The sequence below is a fragment of the Fulvivirga imtechensis AK7 genome (genome assembly GCF_000331535.1).
GTDB classification, from domain to species: Bacteria; Bacteroidota; Bacteroidia; order Cytophagales; family Cyclobacteriaceae; genus Fulvivirga; species Fulvivirga imtechensis.
The window spans coordinates 27,780-54,636 of record NZ_AMZN01000092.1; the positions used below are offsets into that span (position 1 = coordinate 27,780).

The 26,857-nt window shown below is 41.6% G+C and carries 28 protein-coding genes; 20 read left to right on the forward strand and 8 right to left on the reverse strand.

Features of this window, described 5'->3' with window-relative positions:
* Positions 1-133 precede the first annotated feature (133 nt).
* The gene (locus C900_RS23810) at positions 134-1,255 is read right to left on the reverse strand and encodes a glycosyltransferase (protein WP_040497427.1); all 1,122 of its coding nucleotides are present in this window, start codon (positions 1,253-1,255) and stop codon (positions 134-136) included.
* 36 nt (positions 1,256-1,291) lie between these two features.
* On the opposite strand from C900_RS23810, the gene C900_RS23815 reads away from it, so the two are divergent.
* The 4 genes from C900_RS23815 (at position 1,292) to C900_RS23830 (ending at position 4,768) form a co-directional block, all read left to right on the forward strand.
* Positions 1,292-2,104, forward strand: coding sequence for a 2,3,4,5-tetrahydropyridine-2,6-dicarboxylate N-succinyltransferase (locus C900_RS23815; protein ID WP_009582879.1), 813 nt, complete (start codon positions 1,292-1,294; stop codon positions 2,102-2,104).
* A gap of 103 nt (positions 2,105-2,207) precedes the next feature.
* Entirely contained in the window at positions 2,208-3,023 is an 816-nt protein-coding gene (locus tag C900_RS23820) for a DUF3108 domain-containing protein (protein ID WP_040497428.1), read from the forward strand.
* Positions 3,024-3,308: 285 nt separating this feature from the next.
* Positions 3,309-4,046, forward strand: coding sequence for an alpha/beta hydrolase (locus C900_RS23825; protein ID WP_051052991.1), 738 nt, complete (start codon positions 3,309-3,311; stop codon positions 4,044-4,046).
* Positions 4,047-4,174: 128 nt separating this feature from the next.
* Entirely contained in the window at positions 4,175-4,768 is a 594-nt protein-coding gene (locus C900_RS23830) for a tetratricopeptide repeat protein (protein ID WP_185113995.1), read from the forward strand.
* Between the two features lie 98 nt (positions 4,769-4,866).
* Here the strand turns inward: C900_RS23830 and C900_RS23835 are convergent, their stop codons facing one another.
* On the reverse strand, positions 4,867-5,757 hold the full coding sequence (locus C900_RS23835; RefSeq protein WP_009582883.1) for a 3-hydroxyacyl-CoA dehydrogenase family protein: 891 nt from the start codon (positions 5,755-5,757) through the stop codon (positions 4,867-4,869).
* Positions 5,758-5,915: 158 nt separating this feature from the next.
* Here C900_RS23835 and mscL point away from each other — a divergent pair, with 158 nt between their 5' ends.
* From mscL to C900_RS23850, 3 genes are read left to right on the forward strand one after another with little or no spacing between them, the layout of a single operon-like run.
* Positions 5,916-6,335 (forward strand): large-conductance mechanosensitive channel protein MscL, encoded by a 420-nt coding sequence (gene mscL, locus C900_RS23840; RefSeq protein WP_009582884.1) that lies wholly within the window; start codon positions 5,916-5,918, stop codon positions 6,333-6,335.
* Positions 6,336-6,368: 33 nt separating this feature from the next.
* On the forward strand, positions 6,369-7,196 hold the full coding sequence (locus C900_RS23845) for a CvfB family protein (RefSeq protein WP_009582885.1): 828 nt from the start codon (positions 6,369-6,371) through the stop codon (positions 7,194-7,196).
* The gene (locus tag C900_RS23850; RefSeq protein WP_009582886.1) at positions 7,193-7,585 is read left to right on the forward strand and encodes a hypothetical protein; all 393 of its coding nucleotides are present in this window, start codon (positions 7,193-7,195) and stop codon (positions 7,583-7,585) included. Before C900_RS23845 ends, C900_RS23850 begins: the two co-directional genes overlap by 4 nt.
* On the opposite strand, the gene C900_RS23855 is transcribed toward C900_RS23850, so the two are convergent.
* The 3 genes from C900_RS23855 to C900_RS23865 all read right to left on the reverse strand — a co-directional run bounded on the left by C900_RS23855 (position 7,575) and on the right by C900_RS23865 (position 9,772).
* Complete coding sequence (locus C900_RS23855; RefSeq protein ID WP_245558482.1) at positions 7,575-8,003, reverse strand: arsenate reductase family protein; 429 nt, start codon at positions 8,001-8,003, stop codon at positions 7,575-7,577. The genes C900_RS23850 and C900_RS23855 overlap by 11 nt on opposite strands.
* 147 nt (positions 8,004-8,150) lie before the next feature.
* Positions 8,151-8,528 (reverse strand): hypothetical protein, encoded by a 378-nt coding sequence (locus tag C900_RS23860; protein WP_051052993.1) that lies wholly within the window; start codon positions 8,526-8,528, stop codon positions 8,151-8,153.
* Positions 8,525-9,772 (reverse strand): sterol desaturase family protein, encoded by a 1,248-nt coding sequence (locus C900_RS23865; RefSeq protein WP_009582890.1) that lies wholly within the window; start codon positions 9,770-9,772, stop codon positions 8,525-8,527. Before C900_RS23865 ends, C900_RS23860 begins: the two co-directional genes overlap by 4 nt.
* Before the next feature lie 191 nt (positions 9,773-9,963).
* Between C900_RS23865 and C900_RS23870 the strand changes: the two genes are divergently transcribed.
* From C900_RS23870 to rplT, 13 genes are all read left to right on the forward strand, one after another.
* Positions 9,964-10,410 carry a hypothetical protein gene (locus tag C900_RS23870; protein ID WP_157494168.1) on the forward strand — a complete coding sequence of 149 codons (447 nt, stop codon included), beginning with the start codon at positions 9,964-9,966 and terminating at the stop codon, positions 10,408-10,410.
* 168 nt (positions 10,411-10,578) lie between these two features.
* Entirely contained in the window at positions 10,579-12,504 is a 1,926-nt protein-coding gene (locus C900_RS23875) for a DNA topoisomerase IV subunit B (protein ID WP_009582892.1), read from the forward strand.
* Positions 12,505-12,579: 75 nt separating this feature from the next.
* Positions 12,580-13,203: a SatD family protein gene (locus C900_RS28885; protein WP_051052995.1), complete on the forward strand. Its 624-nt coding sequence runs from the start codon at positions 12,580-12,582 to the stop codon at positions 13,201-13,203.
* Positions 13,196-13,522 carry a hypothetical protein gene (locus C900_RS23885; RefSeq protein WP_157494170.1) on the forward strand — a complete coding sequence of 109 codons (327 nt, stop codon included), beginning with the start codon at positions 13,196-13,198 and terminating at the stop codon, positions 13,520-13,522. The genes C900_RS28885 and C900_RS23885 overlap by 8 nt, the downstream gene beginning before the upstream one ends.
* Before the next feature lie 45 nt (positions 13,523-13,567).
* Positions 13,568-16,258 (forward strand): DNA gyrase/topoisomerase IV subunit A, encoded by a 2,691-nt coding sequence (locus tag C900_RS23890; RefSeq protein WP_009582895.1) that lies wholly within the window; start codon positions 13,568-13,570, stop codon positions 16,256-16,258.
* Positions 16,259-16,267: 9 nt separating this feature from the next.
* Complete coding sequence (locus tag C900_RS23895; RefSeq protein ID WP_009582896.1) at positions 16,268-16,951, forward strand: TrmH family RNA methyltransferase; 684 nt, start codon at positions 16,268-16,270, stop codon at positions 16,949-16,951.
* A 63-nt stretch (positions 16,952-17,014) separates the two neighbouring features.
* Positions 17,015-17,617: a SanA/YdcF family protein gene (locus C900_RS23900; RefSeq protein ID WP_009582897.1), complete on the forward strand. Its 603-nt coding sequence runs from the start codon at positions 17,015-17,017 to the stop codon at positions 17,615-17,617.
* An 18-nt stretch (positions 17,618-17,635) separates the two neighbouring features.
* Positions 17,636-20,164 (forward strand): DUF5686 and carboxypeptidase-like regulatory domain-containing protein, encoded by a 2,529-nt coding sequence (locus C900_RS23905; RefSeq protein ID WP_009582898.1) that lies wholly within the window; start codon positions 17,636-17,638, stop codon positions 20,162-20,164.
* A 92-nt stretch (positions 20,165-20,256) separates the two neighbouring features.
* Positions 20,257-21,363 (forward strand): tetratricopeptide repeat protein, encoded by a 1,107-nt coding sequence (locus C900_RS23910; protein ID WP_040497429.1) that lies wholly within the window; start codon positions 20,257-20,259, stop codon positions 21,361-21,363.
* A 9-nt stretch (positions 21,364-21,372) separates the two neighbouring features.
* Complete coding sequence (thrS, locus tag C900_RS23915; protein ID WP_009582900.1) at positions 21,373-23,307, forward strand: threonine--tRNA ligase; 1,935 nt, start codon at positions 21,373-21,375, stop codon at positions 23,305-23,307.
* Between the two features lie 166 nt (positions 23,308-23,473).
* On the forward strand, positions 23,474-23,974 hold the full coding sequence (gene infC / locus C900_RS23920; RefSeq protein ID WP_009582901.1) for a translation initiation factor IF-3: 501 nt from the start codon (positions 23,474-23,476) through the stop codon (positions 23,972-23,974).
* A gap of 28 nt (positions 23,975-24,002) precedes the next feature.
* Entirely contained in the window at positions 24,003-24,197 is a 195-nt protein-coding gene (gene rpmI / locus C900_RS23925) for a 50S ribosomal protein L35 (protein WP_009582902.1), read from the forward strand.
* Positions 24,198-24,335: 138 nt separating this feature from the next.
* Positions 24,336-24,680, forward strand: a complete 345-nt coding sequence (rplT, locus tag C900_RS23930; protein WP_009582903.1) for a 50S ribosomal protein L20 — start codon at positions 24,336-24,338, stop codon at positions 24,678-24,680.
* A gap of 237 nt (positions 24,681-24,917) precedes the next feature.
* Here the strand turns inward: rplT and C900_RS23935 are convergent, their stop codons facing one another.
* From C900_RS23935 to C900_RS23945, 3 genes are all read right to left on the reverse strand, one after another.
* Positions 24,918-25,556 (reverse strand): hypothetical protein, encoded by a 639-nt coding sequence (locus C900_RS23935; RefSeq protein WP_009582905.1) that lies wholly within the window; start codon positions 25,554-25,556, stop codon positions 24,918-24,920.
* A gap of 253 nt (positions 25,557-25,809) precedes the next feature.
* On the reverse strand, positions 25,810-26,211 hold the full coding sequence (locus tag C900_RS23940; RefSeq protein WP_009582907.1) for a GNAT family N-acetyltransferase: 402 nt from the start codon (positions 26,209-26,211) through the stop codon (positions 25,810-25,812).
* 8 nt (positions 26,212-26,219) lie between these two features.
* The gene (locus C900_RS23945; RefSeq protein ID WP_040497430.1) at positions 26,220-26,612 is read right to left on the reverse strand and encodes a hypothetical protein; all 393 of its coding nucleotides are present in this window, start codon (positions 26,610-26,612) and stop codon (positions 26,220-26,222) included.
* Between the last annotated feature and the right edge of the window lie 245 nt (positions 26,613-26,857).

The window sequence follows — 26,857 nt, forward strand, 5'->3', positions numbered from 1 at the left end:
GGTTACTGGTAAAAATAACCATGAAAATACGAGCCAATGCCTGAAATAACCTGAATTGAGGGTGAAATGATAATAAAATAGAGTTTAATTGATAGTTGATATTTAATATGTTAAACAATTGATTTGCAGTATTCTATATCAGTAAATTATTGACTATTTCAATGAGTTTTTTCTCCTCTGATCTCCATAAAATTTCATCTTTTGGTATAGTGGTGTAGAATTTTCGTTTTTTCATTTTGTTGAGTAGTTGCCCCGGGTTGATGGTGTGGATGTTGATCGGAATGCAGGCTTCATATTTTTCTGCCAGTTCTACCCAGGGTTCATGGTCCTGAAGAAGCATGGGCAGTCCATTGCCCAGGTACTCGAAAAGTTTAGTGGGCATGGTGTTCATGGTACTCTTATTGGTGGGGTAATAAACCACTCCGAAATCAGCCTTTTGAATGGCGGCCAAAACCTCCTGATGGGATACCAGCTCCGAGCCTCCAAAGAGGGTTATAAAGTCCGAATTTTTTATTGTTTCCTTCAGCTTGATCAACGTGCTTTTCTGGGCACAATAGCCGATGATATTTAACCTGATTTCGGGATTTATTTCATGCAGTTTTTTTGTCAGGGCAATGCACTCGAAAACCCCTGTGCTTTCACCTATAGTACCGGAAAAAAGGAGGGTGATTTGTTCACTGTTTTTTATCTGTTTTTGAACGTCCGGAATCGTTACGGAGGGTAGGTATTTATTTTCAATCACTGTGCATTTTCCACGGGCAAAAGTAAATTCATTTTGATACTGTTTTTCTGCCAGAAAGTAATGATCAACAAACAGCCGGCTGAGGTATTCTTTGCCCCGGATGTAGGCCGCTATGAATGGTTTGATCAGCAGCGGGAAGGTGTTGGTGTAAAGTATATTCCGGTAGTAATTTTCCTGGATGTCATACGCCACTTTGCAGCCAAATAATATTCTGTATAGAAATGTAACTATCAGTAATTCATGCGTATTGATGATGATCAGTTCAGGTCTTAGTTGATGGTATTTTTTTAAGCATTGGAATGGCGCAGCAAGTCTGGAAATATTAAGTCTTTTGAAATTAAAGAGCGGATGAAAAGTGATGTTTACCGTTTGCGGAATATTTTTTACACAAAACCCTATGATATTTATTTCATATTTACTTGTTTGGCCCAACGAAAGACCAAATTTTTCATACATCCTGGTGTCATCAACAGGCTTGAGCACAGAGGCGATGACGAGTTTGCGTTTCTTCATATACAGTAATAATAAAAGATTAATCAATAATAGCTGATGGATTTAAGAGAAATTGTAGAAAATGCCTGGGATAACCGAGCCCTGCTCAAGGAAAAAGATGTTCAAATAGCGGTAAAAACAATAGTCGGAGATCTGGACCAGGGCGTAAGGCGCGTGGCAGAACCGAACGGTGAAAATTGGTTAGTCAATGAGTGGGTGAAGAAGGCAGTGATACTTTATTTCCCATTGATGAAAATGCAGACCATCGAGGTGGGCCCGTTTGAGTTTCATGATAAGATCAAGCTCAAAAATAACTATGAAAAACTGGGTGTAAGGGTTGTGCCCCACGCCATTGCCCGTTATGGTTCTTTTGTCAACAGAGGAGTGGTAATGATGCCTTCATATGTGAATATCGGAGCTTATGTTGATGAGGGCACCATGGTGGATACCTGGGCAACGGTGGGTAGCTGTGCTCAGATAGGAAAGAACGTTCACCTCAGTGGAGGCGTTGGTATAGGAGGGGTGCTGGAGCCTGTGCAGGCAGCCCCGGTTATTATTGAAGACAATGCCTTCATCGGCTCAAGGTGTATCATCGTGGAGGGAGTACGTGTGGGCAAAGAAGCAGTGCTGGGAGCCAATGTTGTGCTTACTGCCAGCTCGAAGATCATTGACGTAACTGGTGATAAACCAGTAGAAACAAAAGGCTATGTACCTGAACGATCTGTTGTTATTCCGGGTTCATATACTAAAAAATTCCCTGCAGGAGAATACCAGGTTCCCTGCGCTTTGATCATTGGAAAGCGTAAGGAAAGTACAGATAAAAAGACTTCACTTAACCAGGCCCTGCGCGAAAATGATGTAGCCGTCTGATTTTGGCATTTACTTTGTGGTGGCTTGGTGTATATAGTAATATAGCTTAGTGTAGCGGAAATTAAAGAAAAGATTGTCGGGCTATTTGAAATTATTTATACCTATGAAAAAGCTTTTGCCTCTCTTTATTATTTTGATTCTACTCAGTAGCTTCACCTCAGGTGACAGTGACGTTTATCCTGTGGTGCCGCACGATAGCTTTGTGCGGGGAGAAAGACTTGAGTATAAAGTAAGCTTTGGCATATTTGCCATCGGCAGCGCTGAGATGATCATTAGAGACAATTTTTACAGGATCAACCATCGTGATTGCTACAAGATTGATGTATATGGCAAAACCACCGGTATGGTGGATTGGATTGCAAAAGTGGATGATCATTGGGGAGCATATGTTGATTCGGCTGCGTTAGTACCACATATTTCTTACCGGAATATAAAAGAAGGTAATTACCGAAAGAATGAGATCATCCGGTTTGATCACAGAACCAATCTTATAGAAGCTAAGGTGATAGACAAGAAGACCGGTGATTTTAAAGAGCCAAATTATTATGCTGCACCTGAAAACATCCGGGATATGCTGGCCGGTTACCTGTATCTACGAACCATTGACTTTTCCAAAATGAAAAAAGGAGAGGTGTTCACGGTTAAGGGTTTCTTTGAAGACACCTTTTATGAACTGGATGTGAAATATAGAGGCAAAGACAAGATCAAAACAAAAGCAGGTAAGTTTCATGCCATCAAGCTTGCCCCCATTATGCCCAACAATGAACTTTTTGACGGAGAAGATTCAATAATAGCCTGGATATCCGATGATAAGAACAAAATCCCTTTGAAGGTAGAGGCAAAAATGTTCATCGGCAGCACTTCAGTTGAGCTTTCAGGTTATCACAACGTAAAGAATGAAGTGAGTATCATTAAATAGTGTTTGTAAGAAAACGCCAATGTCTGCGTTATGCTCGTGCCAAAAATGCTCACGTACCCCGGTACGCTCCGCTTTTTGGGACTTCACACTCTGGTCTCAATACTATTATCTCCATATTACAATATTTCTTACAAAACGCTGCAGTTGTAGATTCACTTTCATATCTTGCACGGACATACTACAACCGAATCTTGAGTCTTTAGTATTTAGTGGTGAGTCTTGAGTGAAAATTGACAAAGGAAATGGGTGCTCCAGTCTCAATACTAATATCTCAATACTGAAAACATGAAATACTCACTATTGATCTTTTTGATCTGTGTTGGCTTCATCCCCTCAGGCAAGGAAACTATCCGTTTTAAATCTCAGGATGGCCTCGAAATAGTTGGGGATCTTTACATGAAACACCCCACAACAGCGCCTTTTATAGTATTGTTCCATCAGGCAAATTGGAGTAGGGGAGAATACCTCGAGATTGCTCCACGGCTAAATAGCATGGGTTTTAATTGTCTCGCAGTAGACTTGCGATCCGGTGGCGCAATAAATGACGTACAGAACATCACGAGGCAGAATGCACTAAAGGCAATGAAGGAGACTCAATATGTGGATGCCTTGCCAGACATGACCGCTGCAATTAACTATGCCGATCAAAATTTTGCGGAGGGAAAACTTATTGTATGGGGGAGTTCATATTCTGCTGCCCTGGCGCTGAAGCTGACCGGTGACATGCCAGACAAGGTGGATGCGGTACTGGCCTTTTCACCGGGAGAATACTTTGCCTCACAAGGCAGGTCCAGAGATTACATCACTTCGAGTGCTATAAACGTATCACAGCCCGCTTTTATTACTTCATCCAGAGATGAAAAGAATAACTGGTGGGGTATCTATGTGACTATTCCATCCGACAAGAAGCAGTACTACCTGCCTGAAACTGCCGGAAACCATGGCTCAAGGGCGCTGTGGTCAAGGTACCCGGACTCAAAGGGTTACTGGGAAGCAGTCACACAATTTCTCAGTTCATTCTGAATAAAAAACAAACTGAGAACGGAAAAACTGAGAACGGAGAACGGAGAACTGTTTCCAAAAAAGTTCTACCTTTGCAGCCTCAGTGGCGTCCGACAGTTAGCCACTATTTTTTAACCATGAACAAAAGCATGAAGAATATTTTTATAGCGTTGCTGTGTTTCGCAGTTATAACTGGTTGTAAGGATGAACGATCCGATCTTGGCGACAAACATTTTAAAAACGGAGAATATAAAGAGGCAGTTAAGGCCTATACTGAATATTTACGATTAGAGCCTACACATGTTAAATCGCTGTATAACAGAGGAAGGGCCTATGAAGAGCTTGGGGAATATGAAAAAGCGCTCGCAGATTTTAACAAAGTAGTAAAAGAAGACCCCCTCAATACAAATGCCTATTTGAGTATTACCAGCGACTACTATTATCGCCAGCAGGATTATGAAAATACCATATTCTATGCGGAGAAGGTGTTGGCCCAGAACGAGAATAGTGTTATAGCTCATACACTAAAAGGAAAGGCATACCAAAAGCTTGGAAAATTACAAGAGGCTATGGCTGCATATAATGCCGCTATTAGCGTAGATAAGGAATATGCGGATGCTTACTTGTCAAGAGGGTTGTTACGAGTACACCTCAATCAAATCAGCCGGGCATGTGCTGATTTTCAAATGGCAGCTTCTCTTGGATCAGACAAGGCCAAAGCAGTCAGTAAAAAATATTGTTGATTGCTTCAGTTCTCGGTTCACAGTTCTTAGTTCACCGTTCATGGAGCTACTGTAAACTAAGAACTAAGAACTGAGAACTGAGAACTGAGAACTGAAAACTACTTCTTAAATCGGTCTGCTACTATCAGGTCTTTTGTTCCATGCCCCCAGCTATAGAAGCCGCTACCTGATTTTACCCCTTTATGTCCGGCTTCTACCATATTCACCAACAGAGGGCATGGTGCATATTTGGGATTGCCAAATCCATCATAGAGTACATTCAAAATAGAAAGGCACACATCCAGGCCAATAAAGTCTGCCAACTGCAGAGGTCCCATAGGGTGGGCCATGCCCAACTTCATTACCGTATCAATTTCTTCCACTCCGGCCACTCCTTCATATAAAGAATAGATGGCTTCGTTGATCATAGGCATCAATATTCTGTTAGCCACAAAGCCCGGATAGTCATTTACCTCAACAGGCACCTTACCAAGATTTTTTGAAAGGTCCATTATTTGAGCTGTTACCTCATCAGTAGTATTGTAGCCCCTGATCACCTCAACCAGCTTCATTACGGGCACAGGATTCATAAAATGCATACCTATCACCTTTTCTGAACGTTGCGTTACAGCAGCTATTTTGGTGATCGATATAGAGGAGGTATTGGTAGCCAAAATAGTCTTGGCATCGCACCACTTATCAAGGTCCTGGAAGATCTTCAATTTGAGGTCTATATTCTCTGTGGCAGCCTCTACAACCAGGTCAGCATTTTTCACACCTTCTTCGGTGCTTGTGAAAGTGGTGATATTATTAAGGGTATTTTTTTTTCCTTCTTCGGTGATTATCTCTTTATTGATCTGCCGGTCAAGGTTTTTTTCAATAGTACCCAGTGCTTTTTTTAAAGCATCTTCTGAAATGTCGATAAGAGCAACCTGGTATCCGGTCTGGGCGAATACATGCGCAATGCCATTTCCCATGGTGCCAGATCCTATTACAGCTATATTTTTCATTGGTAGTTGAAAGTTTTTAAAGGTTTATAAAAGGGTGTGCAAAGATAGAAAGTTTTGGCAGGGATGGAATGAATATGGAGATTTCAATCGTATGAATAAACATTTCTAACTAAATTAATGTCATACACAAGTGTTAAACCTTTTTAACTTCTAAAGTGATGCTAAAAGATTTTAAGGAGTTTGTTTCCCGGGGCAATGTGGTAGAACTTGCCGTGGGTTTGATCATGGCTACCTACTTCGGGGCCATTGTTAAGTCACTGGTGGATGATATCATCATGCCTCCCATTGGAAAGATGATTGCAGGTATAGATTTCAACAAACTGCAATATCAGATTGGGACCAAAACATTAGAGGATGGTACCGTGGAAGCCATAACTATTAAATATGGCGCTTTTCTCAACCATGTCATTACCTTTCTCATAGTTTCGCTGGCTGTGTTTATGGTAGTTAAAGCTTATAATAACTTTCTGAAAAAGAAAAAAGAAGAACCCCCCACAGCAGAAAAAGCGCCTACCAGCCAGGAGCAACTGCTTATGGAGATCCGTGATGCAATAAAAGAGAAGAATTCGAAGGTATAACGCAGGCTCTGATTATTTTGATAGCTTTGCGTAATGGAAATAGGAAAATACTATGAGCTGGAGGTGGCCAAGGAGGTTGATTTCGGGGTTTATCTCAATTCGGAGCTCGGAGAAATACTTTTGCCACTAAAGTATGTTCCGGAGGGTACTCAGGTGGGAGATCGGTTAACTGTTTTTCTTCATAAAGATTCTGAAGACCGCCTACTGGCTACTACGCTTGAGCCTAAAGGAAAGCTTGGGGATTTTGTAAGCCTGACCACTAAAGATGTAACTCCGCACGGTGCATTTATGGATTGGGGCCTGGAGAAAGACCTGTTTGTGCCAAACCGGGAGCAACACACAAAATTTGAAGTGGGCCAGTCTTATGTAGTCAGGATCTGTCTGGACTATAAAACGGATCGCCTTATTGGCGTCAGTAAGCTCAATGCTTTTCTTTCCAACAGCAAAATAGAGGCTGTGTCTGAGGGCGATGAAGTAACGCTGCTCATTTATGATGAAACTGACAGGGGCTTTCTGGCTGTGGTGAATCAGAAGTATGGGGGTCTGGTATATAAAAGCGAGATTTTTGAACCAATAGCCATCGGTGATACGAAAAAGGGCTATATTAAGAAGATCAGAGAAGATAATAAGATAGACCTTTCGCTTTCTCCTGCAGGCACAGAGGCTATTGATATCAACAGAGATATTATTTTGGATAAACTGAAAAGCAGTGATGGTTTTCTGGCGTTACACGACAAATCTGATCCTGCAGATATTTTACATCAATTGAATATGAGTAAGAAGGCCTTTAAGAAGGCGATCGGGGGTTTGTATAAAGACAAACAAATCTCAATTGAAGATGAAGGAATAAAGCTGTTATGAGAGCTGTTTTATTGATATTCTCTACATGCCTGCTGTTTTTTCTATCGGTTTGGTTGCTCAGAGATAATATCCGCAGATGGATTCTTCCCAATAGGGTGATAGTCCAGGCACAAGGGAATGTTGATGCCGAACAAGTTAAGATATACTGGACTGCGGAGACTGCTGATGATACACTAACAATTTTTTCTGGCGCGCGTCAAACCGATGCCATATTTGAGGCAGGTGGTTTTAATATCTTTTTGCTCTATTATCAAAACCAGCAGGTGGCCCAATTCGAACAATTTAAGCAATCAGTGACAGCACCCCATACCTATACATTCCACCTTTGGCAGGAGGGAGACTCGATTTACACCAACCTTAAAATATATGGTCCTGATGCTAATCTATAGTTCTGGGTCGCAGGTGTGGAGGCACTTTAAATGAGCTTCTGCTATTCACATCCAGCTTAAGAATATCAGTAGGCTTTTGACATAGCACTGCTTTATTATGATAAACAGCAATAGGGGCTTTTAGCAGATGCGGATTATTGCATAACACCTCTAGCCAGCCTGACATCGTAAAAGTATTTCCCCTCACCTTAGCCTGATATTCAGGATTTGACTTATCCAGCAAATCCTTTGGCTTGAGTCCCAGCATGTTAATGATCTCTTTCCATAAGGTAGTGGTGAATCGTACACTGTGCAGGTTTACTTCGTTAACATTGTTAGAGACGGATCGGGCATAAGCCCTTGTTTGTTTGCCTGTACTTGAACTCGGATCATGATAGATGAGCAACAGCTCATTAGGGTGGAATTGGATGCTTCTCATGGATTTTGGGTTAAGTTTGTTAAAATATACAAAAAAAACCGCAGAAATGAAAATCTGCGCCTACTCTAACAACATAACAAACCGGAGAATAAATCTTCCCTCAGGCAGTATATCAGGTAAGCTATCGAAACATACTATAATGTGTCGTTACTCTCGATAGATCATAGCCTCCTTTGCAAGACCGGTAGCGTTAAACCGGATGCTGAGATAAATATATGATGAGGCTTCATCAGGAGGGGTACATGCTTTCGCGCCGGCTATTTCATAGATAAAAAACTTCTGATTCCTTTTGTATAGCTCGTTTTTGTCCGGTTTCCCCAGCACTTTAACCATTTCATCCTGATTTAAACCTTTCAACTGATCTTTTACCCGTTCCATCTGGTCAAGCATCTGTATGCGACTGCCTTCACATCCGTTTCTGTCGCTTTGCCACTGCGACTCGTCAAAACCGGGAAGATCGATATTTTTGCTGCATGCTGTGACTAGCACTGCAAGTAACAGGAAAAAGCTATTTTTACGACTCAAGATTCTTTTACCGCTATTAAGGACTGACTCTTATTTACTGAAAGATTGAGTAGGATCATCCAACCCATAGAAGTAGCAAAGTAAGCGATAGCGCCAATGATAAACCAGAAGTTTAGACCGAAATAATAACAAAAGGCAATAATAAAAGCTGAAATGACGGTGATCCGTACCTTTTCCAGAATCCACACCCAGTTTTTCATTTCAAATAAAGCCCCGCAGTTAGATACCGTAAAGATCAATGCGCTTACGAAGGCTACTTTTTCCCAGGTACTGAATCCCTCTTGCTGGAAGAGGAAAAAGGCTGTTGCACCCAGCGCCAGTGCATACTGAAATAGGACATACAGGTTTAGAGGAGTGGGAGACAGGGTATCAAATTTTTTGTAGGCGTCCTTGTCTACCTCCGGAGCCGCCTGATAGCCACCCATTTCTTTGGGAAACCAACCTGGTTTATAAAAGAGGAACTTAAGCTTGTTTTTTAAACCTGATATTTTCCTAAGATACCCCCACATCCATATATAATGGTCCAGATTCACCCATACTGGGTTCCAACTGTTAACAGGTTTGGTAATGCCATAGGTAGGTTTTTCTTCCTCTTCCTGGAACGTGCCGAACATTCTGTCCCATATAATGAATACACCTGCGTGATTCTTGTCTATATATTTAGGATCACGGCCATGGTGTACCCGGTGATGCGATGGTGTATTCATGAACAATTCGAGGAAGCCAAGCTTTCCAATAGTTTCGGTATGGATCCAGAACTGGTAAACAGTAACCAATGCAGACACAAAAACAAAGTTGACCGGATCGAAACCTATGATGGCTAACGGAAGGTTAAACATAAATGTCCATAAGATCTGAAAACTGCCCTGTCTAAGGGCTACCGAAAGATTATAGTCTTCACTTTGGTGATGTACAACATGCCCGCCCCAGAAGAGGTTGATCTCATGACTCATCCGGTGCGCCCAATAGTATAAAAAATCAACGGCCATAAAAAGTATAATAAATGTCAACCAGTTAGCAGGTATCCGCAACAGAGCGAAATTTTCATATAGAACCACATAGACCCCGACCCCTACTACTTTTAGAAATACACCGGTTAGTTGCTGGGTAATGCCACAACTGATATTGGTCACTGCATCGTTGAGCCGATATAGCTTACGCTTTGAAAACTGCTGCACAATCAATTCAATACCTATTAGCAAAAAGTAAATAGGTATGGATAATACTATGGGGTTGATGTCCATCGGGCCTTTTATTTTATGAAACTAATCTCCAATAAATTTAGTTTAATTCTCTGTGATTTAAAAAAGTAAGGGGGTGATGTTTCGGACAGGTTTTAGGAGGTGAAACTTCAAAGGTCGATTGTCGTTACAATGAGTACCTAAGTTTGGTCAGATTTGAAATAAAAATATAACTTCGCGCAAAAATCAGTTTTATGACACGAATGATCAAGGCGGCCTGGGGGTTGTCATTACTGGCAGGTCTTAGCGTTTTACTTTACACCTATGCAGGATTACCACAAAAGGTAGGGTATGAGCTGGATAACTTTGGTGATGTTACGGCCACGGTAGGGAAGGAAGCTTTTTTCTACGTTTCATTGGCGGTGCTGGTGATCGCTAATTTTTCACTGTATACTGTTTCCAGGTCGTTACGCTATAAGCGTGAATCCATCAACAATCTGATGACCAATTGGCAGCTTAGTCTGGCAACGGTACTCAATTTTTTCTTTATCATTGTCTGGAATTTTATCATGGTCGTCAATAGCGGTGAGACTTTCAATTACGACAACTTTGGCTACCTGATATACATTTCCCTGGGATTGATCGTTGTCTGGGTGTTGGCACTCCCTATTCTGCTGATGAAGAATCAAATTTCATCCTAAGGTGCGGATGAGTTTAGCTTTGCTAAAAGGTTAATTATCTGATGCTTAACGGCTTCCATATGAATTTTTACTAGAGATATTGGTGAAATTCATTTCTTTTCAATTCCTTGAAATAATGTTAAAATTGTGTTTATTCGCTTGTTGGGATAAAGACATAACGTTGAAAAAATGGCAGTAGAGAATAATTTTGAATATACAGAAGATAGTATTAAATCCCTTGACTGGAAGGAACATATCAGGCTCAGGCCCGGTATGTATATTGGTAAGCTGGGGGATGGTTCTGCACAGGATGATGGTATTTATGTCTTGGTAAAAGAGGTCATCGACAACTGTATTGATGAACACATGATGGGTTATGGTAAAACCATTGATGTGAAGATAACTGACCATAGGGTAGAGGTGAGGGATTATGGCCGTGGTATCCCTTTAGGGAAGGTAGTAGACTGTGTTTCCAAGATCAATACCGGTGGTAAATATGATTCCGGGGCTTTTCAAAAGTCCGTAGGTCTGAATGGGGTGGGAACAAAAGCGGTGAACGCTTTGTCCAATTACTTCAAAGTGCAATCATTTCGTGAGGGTCAGACTAAAGTAGCTGAGTTTAAACAAGGTAACATTGTTAATGATAACCAGGTCATCAGTTCCAGCGGTCGAAATGGTACACTTATCGTGTTTGAGCCCGATGAGACCGTTTTTAAAAACTTTCATTTTATCCCCGAATACCTCAATGACCTGATCTGGAACTATGTATTTCTGAATGCAGGTCTTACCATTAATTTTAATGGACAGCGATTCCACTCTGAGAATGGTTTGAAAGACCTGCTGGAGAGAAAAACTGATGTGGAAAGCCTGCGGTACCCGATCATTCACCTGAAGGGTAACGACATTGAGGTGGCGTTGACACACTGCAATCAATACGGAGAGGAATATTACAGCTTCGTTAACGGTCAGTATACCACGCAGGGCGGTACCCATCTGGCTGCCTTTAGGGAGGCTGTAGTAAGAACAGTGCGGGATTTTTATAAAAAAGATTTTGATGCCACAGATGTACGTGCTTCCATAGTAGGTGCTATAGCCGTAAGGGTACAGGAGCCTGTTTTTGAATCTCAAACCAAGACAAAGCTCGGCTCTCAGAACGTTGGACCTGATGGCCCAACCATGAGAACATTTATAAACGATTTCCTGAAAACAGAACTTGACAACTACCTGCACAGAAACTCTGAAGTGGCGGACGCACTCCTTAAAAGAATACTTCAATCGGAGCGGGAGAGAAAAGAAATAGCCGGTATAAAAAAATTAGCCAACGACAGGGCTAAAAAAGCTAACCTGCATAATAAGAAACTCCGGGACTGCAGACTCCACTATAACGATAAGAAGGGAGAGCGAACGGATGAGACAATGATCTTCATCACTGAGGGGGATTCTGCCAGCGGGTCCATCACTAAATCGAGAGATGTACAGACACAAGCGGTGTTTAGCTTGCGCGGTAAGCCACTGAACTGCTTCAACCTCACCAAGAAAGTGGTGTATGAAAATGAAGAATTCAACCTGCTACAGCATGCGCTTAATATTGAAGACGGCATTGAGGGCCTCAGATATAGAAAGATAATCATTGCTACCGATGCCGATGTGGATGGTATGCATATCAGACTGCTTTTGCTGACATTTTTTCTGCAGTTTTTCCCTGAGCTGATCAAGCAGGGGCATGTATATATTCTCGATACACCTTTGTTCAGGGTGCGGAATAAGAAAGAAACTATTTATTGCTACTCTGAAGAAGAAAAAAGAGCAGCTATCGAAAAGTTAGGTAATAAGCCTGAGATTACCAGATTTAAAGGTTTGGGAGAGATATCCCCTGAAGAATTTGGGAAATTTATAGGGGATGATATCAGACTTGATCCTATTATTTTAAATAAAGAAACCAAGATCAATAGCCTCCTTACCTTCTTTATGGGGAAAAACAGCCCTGAAAGACAAGAATTTATTGTTGAAAATCTGCGGGTGGAAAAAGACCTGGTAGAGGAGCTTCCAATAAAAGAATTGCCTGATGAAGAAGTGACTGAGAAAGAAGAGGTGCCGGGAGAGTTGTCTGTATGATTGTATTTTTAATACAAAAATTAAATTATTGTAAATTTAATACAAAATTAATAATATTGTATTTTTAATGCAAAAATGAAGCACTGCATCATCATGGCGGATATTATAGGCAGTTCCCAACAACAGGGTAAGCTGCTGATGACCCATTTTAAGTCTGTCGTCAACGGTGTAAATACAGCGCTAAAAGATAAAATTAGATCCCCTTTGACTATTACCCTGGGGGATGAATTCCAGGGAGTGGTAAAGGACCTGGATGCAGCCGTAGAAGTGATCTTTTGGATTGACGAATTAATGTTGAGTGCTGATCCTGCTTATAAATTAAGATTTGTTGTCAATTATGGCGCTATCGATACGGCCATTAATGAAGAGGTTGCTTATGAAATGCTGGGAGAGGGGCTTACCCGTGCGCGTCACCTTCTGGGAGCAATGAAGTCAGAAGATACCGAGATCCTTATCAATGGCATTGACGATAAGGATGATATTTTAAATATGGCTTTCAAGCTCTACAGATCATTTTACAACGACTGGCTTGAAAAAGACAGACCGGTAGCTTCCACATTTTTGAAAATAGAAGACTATAAAGAAGTAGCCAGGATTTACAAAAAGGATATATCAACCATGTGGCGCAGGGAAAAGAGTTTGAAGATAGACGAGTTCAGAACGTCAAGAGATCTGATCAGGAGGCTGGCGCATGAGTAATCTCATTATTTACATATTGATCATGGTGGTCAGTGAAGCATTGGCGGTGCTTTGGTTTTGGTTACTATCAAAGCTCAACCCTAAAAACAAGCGTACCATTACCTGGACTAGCATTTTAAAAGGCATCGCTGAAAGGGCATTCGTCACTTTTAGCCTTGTCAACGCATTACCGCATTCGCTTACCGTTTTTGCGGCACTGAAAATAGCTACACGTATAAAAGACGAGGATAAAATATCAAATGATTTTTATCTGTTAGGCAATTTGCTTTCAATAACGCTGGCCATTGTTTATAGTCAGTTAATATTAAAATTAGAATAGAAGATCCGGGAGCTGGCCCGGAGCCTGAAACCTTTATAAAAAGATATGGCAGAGGATAATGTAAACAACCACGGACTAGGCGAACATGACGATGAGGATACCATCCATGATATTACGCCCGTATCCGGAATGTATGAAAACTGGTTTCTGGACTATGCGTCCTACGTAATTTTAGAAAGGGCGGTGCCTGCAATACAGGATGGATTTAAGCCTGTGCAGCGTAGGATCATGCATGCATTGAAGGAAATGGATGACGGCCGGTTCAATAAAGTGGCCAATGTGATCGGTAGCACCATGCAATACCATCCTCACGGAGATGCTTCTATTGGTGATGCTATTGTAAATATAGGTCAGAAGGACCTGCTCATCGACACTCAGGGTAACTGGGGAGACATCAGGACAGGTGACAGCGCAGCAGCGCCAAGATATATAGAAGCCAGGCTTTCCAAATTTGCTCTGGACGTAGTTTATAATCCTCAAACTACAGAGTGGCAGCTTTCTTATGACGGTAGAAAAAAGGAGCCGGTAACGCTGCCGGTAAAATTCCCACTTCTGCTTGCACAGGGTGTGGAAGGTATAGCAGTAGGCCTTTCTACAAAAGTATTGCCTCACAACTTTTGTGAGCTAATTAAGGCTTCTATCGATATTCTGAAAGGTAAGAAGGTAAAGATCTACCCTGATTTTCCTACGGGAGGACAGGCCGATTTTTCTGAGTATAACCAAGGGCTTAGGGGTGGCAGGATCAAGGTCCGGGCTAAGATAGAAGAGTATGATAAAAAGACGCTGATCATAAAGGATATTCCTTACGGAACAACAACTACCAACTTGATTGAATCCATCATCAAAGCCAACGATAAGGGTAAGATCAAGATCAAACAGGTAGTGGATAACACCGCCAAAGATGTGGAAATACTGGTTTCATTGGCCCCGGGACAATCACCGGATATTACAATTGACGCCTTGTATGCGTTTACCGATTGTGAAGTTTCCATATCCCCCAATGCGTGTGTGATCATTGGTGACAAGCCTCACTTCATGGGTGTTGATGAAATATTAAAGATCAACACGGATCAAACAGTGGACCTGCTAACCCAGGAGCTGGAGATCAAAAAACATGAATTAATGGAGAAGATCCTCTTTTCTTCATTGGAAAAAATATTTATTGAGAACAGGATCTACCGCGACATTGAAGAATGTGAGACCTGGGAGGCAGTAATCGCTACTATCGATAAGGGCTTAGATCCGTATAAACCACAGTTTTACCGTGATATTACCGAAGACGATATTGTCAGGCTGACAGAGATCAGGATCAAAAGGATATCGAAATTTGATGCCTTTAAAGCCGATGAGCTATTGAGAAAGCTGGAACATGACCTAAAGGAGACGGAGCATCACCTGGCGCATATCGTTGACTATGCCATAAGCTACTATTCCAACCTGCTTGAAAAGTATGGAAAAGGGAGGGAAAGGAAGACAGAGATCAAGTCATTTGACTCAATAGACACCACCATTGTGGCTGCCAATAACCAGAAGCTTTATGTCAACAGGGAAGATGGTTTTGTAGGCTATGGCATCAAAAAGGATGAATTCATAACAGAATGTTCTGACCTTGACGATATTATAGTTATCAGAAGAGATGGTAAATGCGTGGTTTCGAGGATATCCGAAAAGCTGTTCATGGGTAAAGACATCCTGCATGTCGGGGTGTGGAAGAAAGGCGATGACCGGATGACCTACAACCTGGTGTATGTTGATGGCAAATCGGGTCGCTCCATGATCAAGCGATTTAATGTGACGGCAGTTACTCGAGACAAAGAATATGATCTTACCAAAGGGAATAAGGGTTCAAAAGTACTTTACCTGAGCGCCAACCCTAACGGTGAAGCAGAGGTGATCAATGTAAAGCTTACCTCAGGGGCCAAAGCCAGAAAGAAGGTATTTGACTTTGACTTTGCCGAGATAGACATAAAAGGTCGTGGGGCAGGAGGTAATATCCTTACCAGGTATCCCGTGCGCAAGATTGAATTGAAGTCGGAAGGTGTATCTACATTAAGTGGTCTTGATATTTGGTACGATGAGGTAATAGGGCGATTGAACAAGGATCAGCGCGGGAAGCATATCGGCAAATTTAACGGTGACGATAACATACTGGTAGTTTACAAAGACGGTACTTATGAACTCACTTCGTATGAACTCACCAATCGTTATGAGCCCGAAAAGGTAATGCTGATCGAAAGATTTGACCCTGGTAAGGTGATATCTGCTGTGCATTATGATGGACAAAGTAAAAACTACTATGTCAAACGCTTCAGGATAGAGACAACATCAATAGGGAAGAAGTTTGGGTTTATCAGTGAGGCAGGAGGCTCTAAGCTGCTGGTGGTGTCGACCTTTGATAAGCCGCTGGTGGAAATAGAGTATACCAGGGGTAAAGGCAATGAAAAACAAACCGAACAACTGTCATTAGACGACCTTATAGAGGTGAAGGGCTGGAAAGCCATTGGGAACAGGCTGTCGTCTGAAAATGTAAAAAAGGTAAAATACCTTGGCGGAGAAGATCTCGAAGATAAAAATGCTGACATAGATGATGATGAGCAGGAAAATGGAGATGAAGATATCGAGGTTGTAGAAGGAGAAAACGAGCCCAAGGCAGAAGAGAAGGTAGAAAAAAGAAAAGATAAGGGAAAGGGTGACAGTGGATATGGTATCGGTGATACTATAGAGCTGGATTTTTAAGGCCTGGCTATGGATAGAACCTCAGTCAGGTTGCTCAACTTCTTTGCGGAGTATGTTACAGATCATAAAAAAGTACTGGTGGAAAAGGTTTTGTCGCAACGTACCCGCCACCTCACCCTGGTGCTGGAGGATATTTATCAACCTCAGAATGCCAGCGCAGTTGTGAGGACCTGCGAGGGGTTCGGATTACAGGACCTGCATGTGATAGAAGGGAGACATCATTACGAGCTTAATCCGCGTGTGGTTCATGGCGCCTCAAAATGGATAGACATTATCAAATATTCCGGCCGGCCCAACAACACAGCAACATGCTACAACCACCTCAGGGAAAAAGACTATACCATTTTGGCAACCTCTCCGGAAAGCAATGGTCTTTCCATCTATGATGTAGACGTGAAAGATAAGATAGCTTTGGTTTTTGGAACTGAAAAATATGGTATTACAGATTATGCCAAACAACACGCTGACGGATTGGTGACTATACCCATGTATGGATTTACGGAAAGTTATAATATATCGGTAAGTGCGGCAATCTGTACCAGTATTTTAGCACAAAAACTTTTTACCTCTGATGTGAAGTGGGAACTGTCTAATGACGAAAAGCTGAAATTGAAACTGGAGTGGTACAGAAAAGTAGTCCACAGGTCTGAAATACTAGAAAAAGAATTTTTGAAATCATTAGATGAAGATTGAACTTTATGCGTTCAATAGATTGATATGCGCCCGTTGAGAATGGCTTTCAAAATAATAGGGTATATGGCAGTGGCACTGGTAGGATTTGTTGTGATCACCAACCTGTGGATCTACTTCAGTACAACCGCTGATGTGTATACGGAATTAGATAAAGTGCCTTCAAGTCAGGTAGCTTTGGTGCTGGGCACCAGTCACCGGCTGGTCGATGGTTCGCCCAACCCCTTCTTTCATGAAAGGATGAAAACGGCGGCAGAGCTTTACAAACAAGGGAAGGTGAAGCATATACTGGTAAGTGGTGACAATGCCACCATTTATTACAATGAACCCCATAAAATGCGGCAGGCCTTGATAAAGCTGGGTATCCCATCGGAGAAGATCACCCTGGATTATGCGGGCTTCAGAACGCTGGATTCTATTATACGTTGTAAAAAGGTGTTTGGGCAGGATAATATCATCATCATCACCCAGCCTTTTCACAGCTACCGGGCACTATTCATTAGCAACTACTATGATATGCAGGCGGTTGCTATGACTACAGAAAAGGTGGAGTCATCAATAAAAGTACAAATAAGAGAATATTTTGCACGGATGTTAGCGGTGTGGGACCTTTATGTGATAAAAAAAGAACCAAAATTTTTAGGAAAAAAGGAAACCCTTGATGTATAAATTCGGTACAAGTAGATCATGCTTATTAACCTTATTTTTGAAAGTAGTTTTGTGATGCGTTTTTGTGGAGTACTTGTATTATGCCTTTTCTCAACAATCGGCCTCGCTCAAAAAACAATAGTTTCAGGGAAAATTATCGATGCCAATTCCGGAGACCCTGTGCCCTTTGCAAATATTGTTTTTAAAGGAACCAGCATTGGTACTACCACTAACTTCGAAGGGTATTACAAACTGGAAACGTCCGAACGGGTAGATTCACTAATAGCCTCATATGTGGGTTATGTTACCAAAACAAAAGTTGTTAGGCCTGGTGTTACCCAGACGATCAATTATCAGCTTGAGGAAAATGTACTAAGCCTTCAGGAAGTGGTGTTCATTGCCGGTGAAAATCCTGCTTTTGAAGTGCTGAGAAATGTTGTGAAAAATAAGGATAAGAATAATAAACGCTCCCTCAGCGCCTATCAGTACGACACCTATACAAAAATAGAAATCGATGTAGATAATATTTCCGAAAAATTCAGGAAGAGAAAGGTGATGCAGAAGATTACATCGGTGATGGATAGTGTTGATCGTATTGCAGGTGAAGATGGAAAGCCGATCCTACCTGTTTTTATTTCTGAGACCCTTTCAGAATATTACTATCGAAGCAGTCCGAAGCTACAGCACGAAAAGATACTAAAAACGAAGATAACAGGGGTTGGAGTAGAAGACGGCTCCGTTGTATCCCAGTTCATCGGCTCATCATTCCAGGAGTATAATTTCTACCAAAACTGGCTCAATATTGTTGAAAAGGATTTCGTTTCCCCCATAGCTGATGGATGGAAATTTTATTACGAATACGATCTTTCCGACAGCGCTTATGTGGGTGATCATTATTGTTACAGGCTTGATTTTTTTCCAAAAAGTGAGCAGGACCTGGCTTTTGTGGGTACTATGTGGATCACCAAAGACGGTTATGCTCTAAAGCAGATAGATGCTACAGTTTCCTCCGCAGTAAACCTCAACTATATAGAGAAGATAAAAATACAGCAAGAGCTGGAGCCGACCTCAGCCGGACCATGGATACCCGTAAAAAACAGGGTGTTGCTGGACATTGGGGAGGTAACAAAGGATATGGCCGGTGTATTGGCCAAATTTTATACTTCGAATAAAAATGTGCAGGTGAATATGCCGCAGGAGTTGAAATTCTATGCCCGACCCATAGAAGTAGCGGAAGATTATAAGATCGGAAATGATAATATATTCTGGGATAAGCACCGTCATGAACCATTGTCAGCTACAGAGCAGAGTGTGTACCGCATGATAGATACCCTGAAAAACATACCTGTGGTGAAAACCTATACCGAATTATTAAAAGTGGCTATTAATGGTTATAAAAAGGTGGGTAAATTCGATGTAGGGCCATACCTGTCGCTTTATGCTAATAATACCGTTGAAGGGCACCGGTTTCAGATAGGTACACGCACCAATATCAGTTTCAGTAATAAGTGGGTTTTAGGAGGGCGTATAGCTTATGGCACCGAAGATGAATCTTTCAAATACCAGGGCTTCGCAGAAATGATCCTAGACCGGGACAGGTGGACGGTGATCAGGGCTGAATATACCAAGGATATCGACCAGGTAGGACTATCCGCTGATGACCTTTTGGATAATTATATATTTCTGGCTGCTACCAAGTATGGCAACCTGATCCGCCCATACCGGTATCATCAGGCCAAGTTCAGTATGCAGCGTGAGCTGGTAAAAGGCTTTACCCAAAAGGCCACATTTCAATACCGCACTTTTGATCCACTATATAATTTTGGTTACTATACAGACCCTGAACGTGCAGATTCTCCCATTGCCACAGAATTTCAAACTGCAGAAGTTGCTCTCGAAGCAAGATATGCCAGAGATGAGCTGTTTGTACAAAATGATAATGAGAGGATCAGTCTGGGAACAGTAAAATGGCCTATCGTTACGCTTCGATATGTGCGCGGTTTGAAAGGTGTGATGGACAGTGACTTTGATTACAACAAAGTGGGTATCAATATTACTAAAAACCTGAAAATGGGATTTTTTGGTACCTCCAATTTCACCATCACCGGAGAGCATATATTTGAAACACTGCCTTACCCGTTGCTAAAAGCACATATAGGTAACGAATCTCTGTTCTATACCTCAGCGGCTTTCAATTTGATGAACTTCTCGGAATTTGCCAGCAACAGCTATGCATCTGTTAAATACAGGCATCACTTCGAGGGGTTTATTCTTAACCGGATACCATTGATGAAGAAACTGAAATGGAGGTTATTAGCCACGGCTAATGTGCTTTACGGTCAGTTAGACCAGAAAAACAGAGATATTATTCCACTACAAACGGTTGATGGTGAACCAATAGAGCCCATTGGTTCATTCCGCAAGAATGAGCCCTATGTTGAGGTCGGTTATGGAGTCGAAAATATATTTAAAGTGCTGCGTGTCGATTTCCTCCATAGGCTGAATTATCTCGATCGCCCAGACGTTGATAAATTTGGAGTGAAAATAAGCTTCCAGTTCATTTTATAGACAAGGCTACAGCATTTAATATTAAAATAAAGGACGAGCAATTTTTATCCTTTATTCATTCCGTTATTTTTGTGAGTAACAAGTTATAGCACATGCGAATTCTGATAGCATTTTTGGTCATGATGGCTTTTTCAGGCTGTGTTGAGCATTCTAAAGATGCCCTGCACAATGCAGACATCAACGTGAAGGCAGCCAGTGTATTGGAATACCTGCGGGAGGTATCGGAGAAAGAACCGAGAAATCATGTTGTTCACTATCAGTTAGCCAATGTTCATTTTGACGAGGAGCAATACAGGCAAGCGCAGATCAATATCAGCAAAGCCATAGAATTTCAGGAGGACAACGCAGAATACTATTTTTTAAGTGGGAAAATATATCAGAAACTTGAGGAACCGGAGGAGGCGGTGAAAGCCCTGTTGTTAGCAGAAAACCTGGGCAAGAAGAACCAGGAGCTTTATTACATCATAGCAGAAGAATACCAGCGGCTAAAAGAACCCGCAAAGGCAAGAAAGGCTATCGATCAGCTTACCGACATGGATAACTCTGCTGAAGCCTACACGCTAAAAGGAAATATTATGATCTCGCTCGGGGATACCGTACAGGCGATGGAGAATTACCAAAGAGCCGTGAAATTAGACAAAACATACCCTGATGCGCACATAGCTCTTGCTGATATTCATATTAGCCGTAAGAATGAACAGGAGGCTCATAAATTTGTAAATACGCTTTTACAATTGGAGCCGGATAATTTGGGTTTCCTGGAGCGTAAAGGAGAACTATTAATGAGATCAGGTGAGCTGGACAGCGCAAAGGCTATTTTTTCAAGAATAGCTGATGAGCGACAGCACTACCTTGACTATTATCAGCTTTCTAATGTATATTACCTTCAGCGGGCGTACGATTCTGCCCAATATATGGCTAAGAAGGCATTTGAGCTTAACAAGGATTTTTTAGAAGCGCAAATACTTGTAGCCCGGTCCCTGGATAAAAAGCGCAGATACCAGGAGGCAATAGAGGTTTACCAGGCTATTCTGGCTACGGATTCCACCTACAATTTAGCTATCACTGAATTGGACAATTTGCAAAGAAAAGTTGCATATTTGTGGCGTTTGGAACAAGAGCGTAAAGAGATGGATTCCACAAGGAACAATCCGCCACCGGCTGTACAGAAAAAGGAAATAATCGATAATCAGAAATAGATTTTTAAAATGATCAAAATTACATTGCCTGATGGTTCGGTCAGGGAGTATGAGAAAGGTGCAACAGGCTATGATATTGCTATGAGCATTAGCGAAGGGCTGGCTCGCAACGTATTAGCTGCAAAGGTAAATGGTGAAGTTTGGGACGCAACACGCCCTATTACTGATGATGCTACCGTGCAATTGCTTACCTGGAATGATACTGAAGGAAAATCTACATTCTGGCATTCATCGGCTCACTTGCTGGCAGAGGCTCTGGAAGAGCTTTACCCCGGGGTGAAGTTTGGCATTGGGCCTCCTATTGACAATGGCTTTTACTATGATGTAGACCTGGGCGATCAGGAGTTTGGCGAGGATGACCTGGAAAAGGTGGAGCAAAAAATGCAGGAGCTTGCTAAAAACAAGAGCGAATACACCAGGACGGAAGTAAGTAAAGCCGATGCTCTGAAGTATTTTGAAGAGAAGGGTGATGAATATAAAATAGAATTGATCAGGGACCTCGAAGATGGAAAGATCACTTTCTATCAGCAGGGTAATTTCGTAGATCTCTGCAAAGGACCTCATGTTCCGAATACTAGCTTCATCAAAGCCGTGAAGCTGATGAACGTAGCAGGAGCTTATTGGAGAGGAGACGAGAAAAGAAAACAGCTCACCAGGATCTATGGTGTTTCGTTTCCCAAGCAAAAAGAGTTAAAAGAGTATCTCGAAAGATTAGAGGAAGCCAAAAAGCGTGATCACCGAAAGTTGGGAAAGGAACTTGAACTGTTCACTTTTTCAGAGAAAGTAGGCTTAGGCCTCCCTTTGTGGTTGCCAAAAGGTACTGTGCTGCGCGAAAGACTTGAAAATTTTATGCGTAAAGCGCAGATCAAGGCGGGATATGACCCGGTGGTAACTCCGCATATTGGTAGCAAAGAACTTTATGTAACTTCCGGTCACTATGAAAAATATGGGGAGGACTCATTTCAGCCTATCAAAACGCCTAATGAGAACGAAGAATTTCTGCTGAAGCCAATGAACTGCCCTCACCATTGTGAGATATATAAGGCCAAACCACGCTCTTATAAAGAGCTGCCGGTGCGACTGGCAGAATTTGGTACCGTGTACCGTTACGAGCAAAGTGGCGAGCTCCACGGCCTCACCAGGGTGCGTGGCTTTACGCAAGACGATGCCCATATTTTCTGCAGGCCCGATCAGGTAAAAGAAGAATTTATCAAAGTGATCGATCTGGTGCTTTATGTGTTTAAAGCGTTGGGCTTTGACGATTATACCGCTCAGGTTTCTCTCAGAGACCCCGAAAATAAAACCAAGTATATAGGAGAGGATGCGCACTGGGACAAAGCCGAAAGAGAGATACAGGAAGCGGCCGATGAACGTGGCCTGACCACGGTGACTGAACTTGGCGAGGCAGCTTTTTATGGTCCCAAACTCGATTTTATGGTAAAGGATGCACTGGGAAGGAGCTGGCAGTTGGGTACTATTCAGGTGGATTATAACCTTCCTAAGCGATTTGAACTGGAGTATACCGGTGCTGATAATCAGAAGCACAGACCGGTAATGATCCATCGCGCACCTTTTGGATCAATGGAAAGATTTGTGGCGGTATTGATAGAGCATTGTGGAGGGAATTTCCCGTTATGGTTAGCGCCTGAGCAAATAGCTATACTTCCTATTTCGGAAAAATATCAGGAGTATGCTGAAAAATTGCATACTATATTAAGTGAAAGGGACATCAGAGGCTCGGTAGATAACCGGGATGAAAAAATCGGTAGAAAGATTCGCGATGCGGAGGTAAAAAAGGTACCATTTATGCTTATAGTGGGAGAGAAGGAACAAAATGAAGAAAGAGTATCTGTGAGGAAGCATGGACAGGGAGACCTGGGGAGTATGCCATGGGCTGAATTTGTTGATCATTTTCAGCAAGAAAGTGCTTTAAATTTGAATTAAAGATATATTGCACTTATCTTTAATTTGTTATGTACATTTTGAAAAATCGAAATTATATAACGATATTTGCAACCTGTTTTTTCGCAACTAAACCAAGGAGGTTAACATTAGTAAACAAAAATTTCAGAAAAGGGGCTTTCGAGGGAGAGTTGAGGAGCCCTATAAAGTGAACGAGAAAATCAACGCTCGTAAGGTACGGGTTGTTGGCGAAAACGTTAAAGTGGATGTATATCCCATCGAACAAGCTTTAAAGATGGCCAGAGAGCAGAATTTAGATCTTGTAGAGATCTCGCCTACGGCTGATCCTCCGGTTTGTAAGATCATTGATTACTCGAAGTTTAAGTACGAGCAGAAGAAAAAACAGAAAGAAATTAAGGCCAAAGCTCAAAAAACGGTCATTAAAGAGATTCGGTTTGGCCCCAACACAGAGGAGCATGACTTTAACTTTAAGCTAAACCATGCACAAAAGTTCCTGAAAGAAGGAGCAAAAGTGAAGGCTTATGTTCATTTCGTGGGAAGGACCATTGTATTTAAAGAAAGAGGAGAGATCCTTTTGTTACGCTTTGCCCAGGCTTTGGAAGATTATGGAAAAGTAGAGCAGATGCCGAAGCTGGAAGGAAAAAGGATGACGATGTTTTTAACGCCTAAGCCAAACTCAAAAAAGTAGAATAATACAGATCAATAAATAATATAAAATGCCAAAAGTAAAAACTAAATCAGGAGCGAAGAAGAGATTCAAGCTGACGGGAACTGGCAAGATAAAAAGAAAGCACGCTTTCAAAAGCCACATCCTGACGAAGAAAGAGACCAAGCAAAAGCGTAATCTCACAAAAATGACGTTGGTTCATAAATCAGATGAAGCTAACGTTAAGGCTATGCTTAATATCTAGTTTGAGTAATTAACACTCTACACAGTAGCCAAATATTATTGAGCGTTAGCTCAAGGTTTTAAATTTTAACCAGGTTAATAGGCTTTAAAGTATTCCGATAATTATCGGAAGCGCCATTGACCAAAAACAATTAAAGAAATGCCAAGATCAGTAAATCATGTTGCGTCAAAAGCACGCAGAAAGAGAATACTAAAAGCTGCCAAAGGATACTTCGGCAGAAGAAAGAATGTATGGACAGTAGCTAAAAACGCTGTCGAAAAAGGTTGGACTTATGCTTATCGTGATAGAAAGGCCAAAAAGAGAGACTTTAGAAAATTGTGGATCCAAAGGATCAATGCCGGAGCACGACTTCACGGCATGTCTTATTCACAGTTTATGGGTGGTGTTAAGAAAGCCAATATCGATCTGAACAGAAAGGTATTAGCGGACCTGGCTATGAATCACCCTGAAGCTTTCGAAGCTATCGTTAAAAAAGTAAAATAAGTTTTAAACCTACGATCTGTATTAGAGAGCCCGGGCAGTATGTCCGGGCTTTTGTGCTTTTAAATTAAATTGTCTACCAGAGGCCATCACCAATACCATTGGGTCAGGCAGAAAAGTTGGGGATTATAGTTTTGCTTCCCTGTTTGTAGTTTGAAAGTTGGTCGATTACTTCCGACTTCGGTCTTCGGACTTCCGTCTTTACCAGGTTTGCTTACAGCTTAGAGCCAGAGGCTTCTATTAATTAGCCCAAAACCTTTTAAACCACGCCATTTTTTTCTTTGGGATGGGCTTGCTATTGTACAGGAAATAACGCTCAAGTTCTTTTCTAAACTGTTCAAGAGCGGGATGCTCGGCTTCATACCTTGTCACCGCATGATAGCTTATCTCCGGGGTAAACTCATCAAACAGTTGCATGCCGTGGTGACTAAGGACCTCCATTGATGAGTGAATATATTCTTCCATTTCGTGTGAATCGTCTCTCATTTGTGAGAATCGCAGAAATTGAAGGAAGTTGTTTTTCGAATGTCTACGGGTAGGCAGCACTTCACGGGTAAGAAAATTAAGATCATATTTGAAATCAACAGGCGTCTTATGCCTTTTGTATTGTTCAGGTAGCAATTCTATGGAAATCGATACGGGAAATTCTTCAAGATAGCTGGGAATACGAATATCGCCATTTTCTCGTTTCGTGTTTTCCAGGAAATCATGAGTCAAAGCAATATATAAACCTTCAAATGCTCCCTTTACCGTTTTTTTATGAATAACCATAATATTGGGAGGATCATGCTTATAGTGGTGAATCCCCGATTGGCTAAATCCCAGCATCCTGAGATATTCTTTGGCATTAGCCGAAATAATTTCATTAGTTGGTTCCATTAGCATTATTTGTTTCAACGATCGCACATGTTCTACGAAGGTTTCGGTAAGCCACCTATAACAGTTTTAAGTGCGCATGCATTTCATATAAAGTTATCAAAGAATTTCTTGAATTAAAATACCGATCATATCAGTCGGATGTCTTTTTTGTAGATTTGTAGCGGAAATCGTGAAAATTTTCTTAAAAAAGACTGCTATTGCGGCCTTTTAACAGCATGTAAATACAGAAATCCTTAATATCATAGCTGAAATATCACAGGAGCTTTTCCATAACGACATAGCTTACCCCATCTTTTTCAAACCGGGTAGCAGTCTTTTTTAAGCCGAATTTTTCATAAAATAAGGCTTTATCGATCCTGGCATTGCACCATATGCGACAGTGGCCCGTGCCAACCAGCGAATCCAGAACGTGTTGCAATAGTTGAGTTCCGTACCCCTTTCCCTGATGAGGATTAGCTGTAGCAAATTTTCGGAATTGTATGCTGTCGGATTGCTCAAAAAGTGAGATGACTGAAATGAGCTGGTGATCTACATAATATCCATAGTGCCTTCCATTGGAGTCGTCAGGCAACCGGATATAATCCATATCCTTGTCAGGCCACATTACTTCTTGTCTGAGCGGCCAGGTGGCATCTGCAGTGATTTCTTTGATCATTACACAAGTTACGATTTTGATGCATTTTTTGTTGGGTGGGTAAAAAAGACATAGCCAAAAATACAAGCCAGTATGACATAGATCGCTGTAACTATCCAGTACCCAGTGTGTTGCACCGCAGCCGCTTTTACAAGCGCTAGGCTGCTGATAGCGAAATGTAGAAAATTGCCCATGGCAACAGGTTTGCTGTATATGCCGCCAATAAGGTTATCCTTTGCCATCCAGTTGATCATTCCGAAAGCCACATATTGCGCACCCAATATTTGCAATACGAGTACGGCCCATCCTTCAGATTGGTTAAAAATAACTTCAGCAAGTTCTTGAGGCAGGAAAGACAGGGATATACCAACTATCCCCATTAATACCGCGCTGAAAACCATTAATAATCTGGTATTTACCATATATACATATGTTTATTACTAAATGATAGCACTAAACCTGCTTTTGCAAAACTTCTAAATTTTTAACGGTGAAATAACCGGATGATCGCATAATGATAAGGTTAGGCAACTCTTTTGTTAGTCGTTTAAAATACCCCTCCCAGGGGGCCTTGTCAATGCTATTGAGTTAAGGGTGTCATCCCGAGGTAACCAACAACTTTCAGTTGATTTTGAGGGTAATGACAATACACCATCATTACCATAGC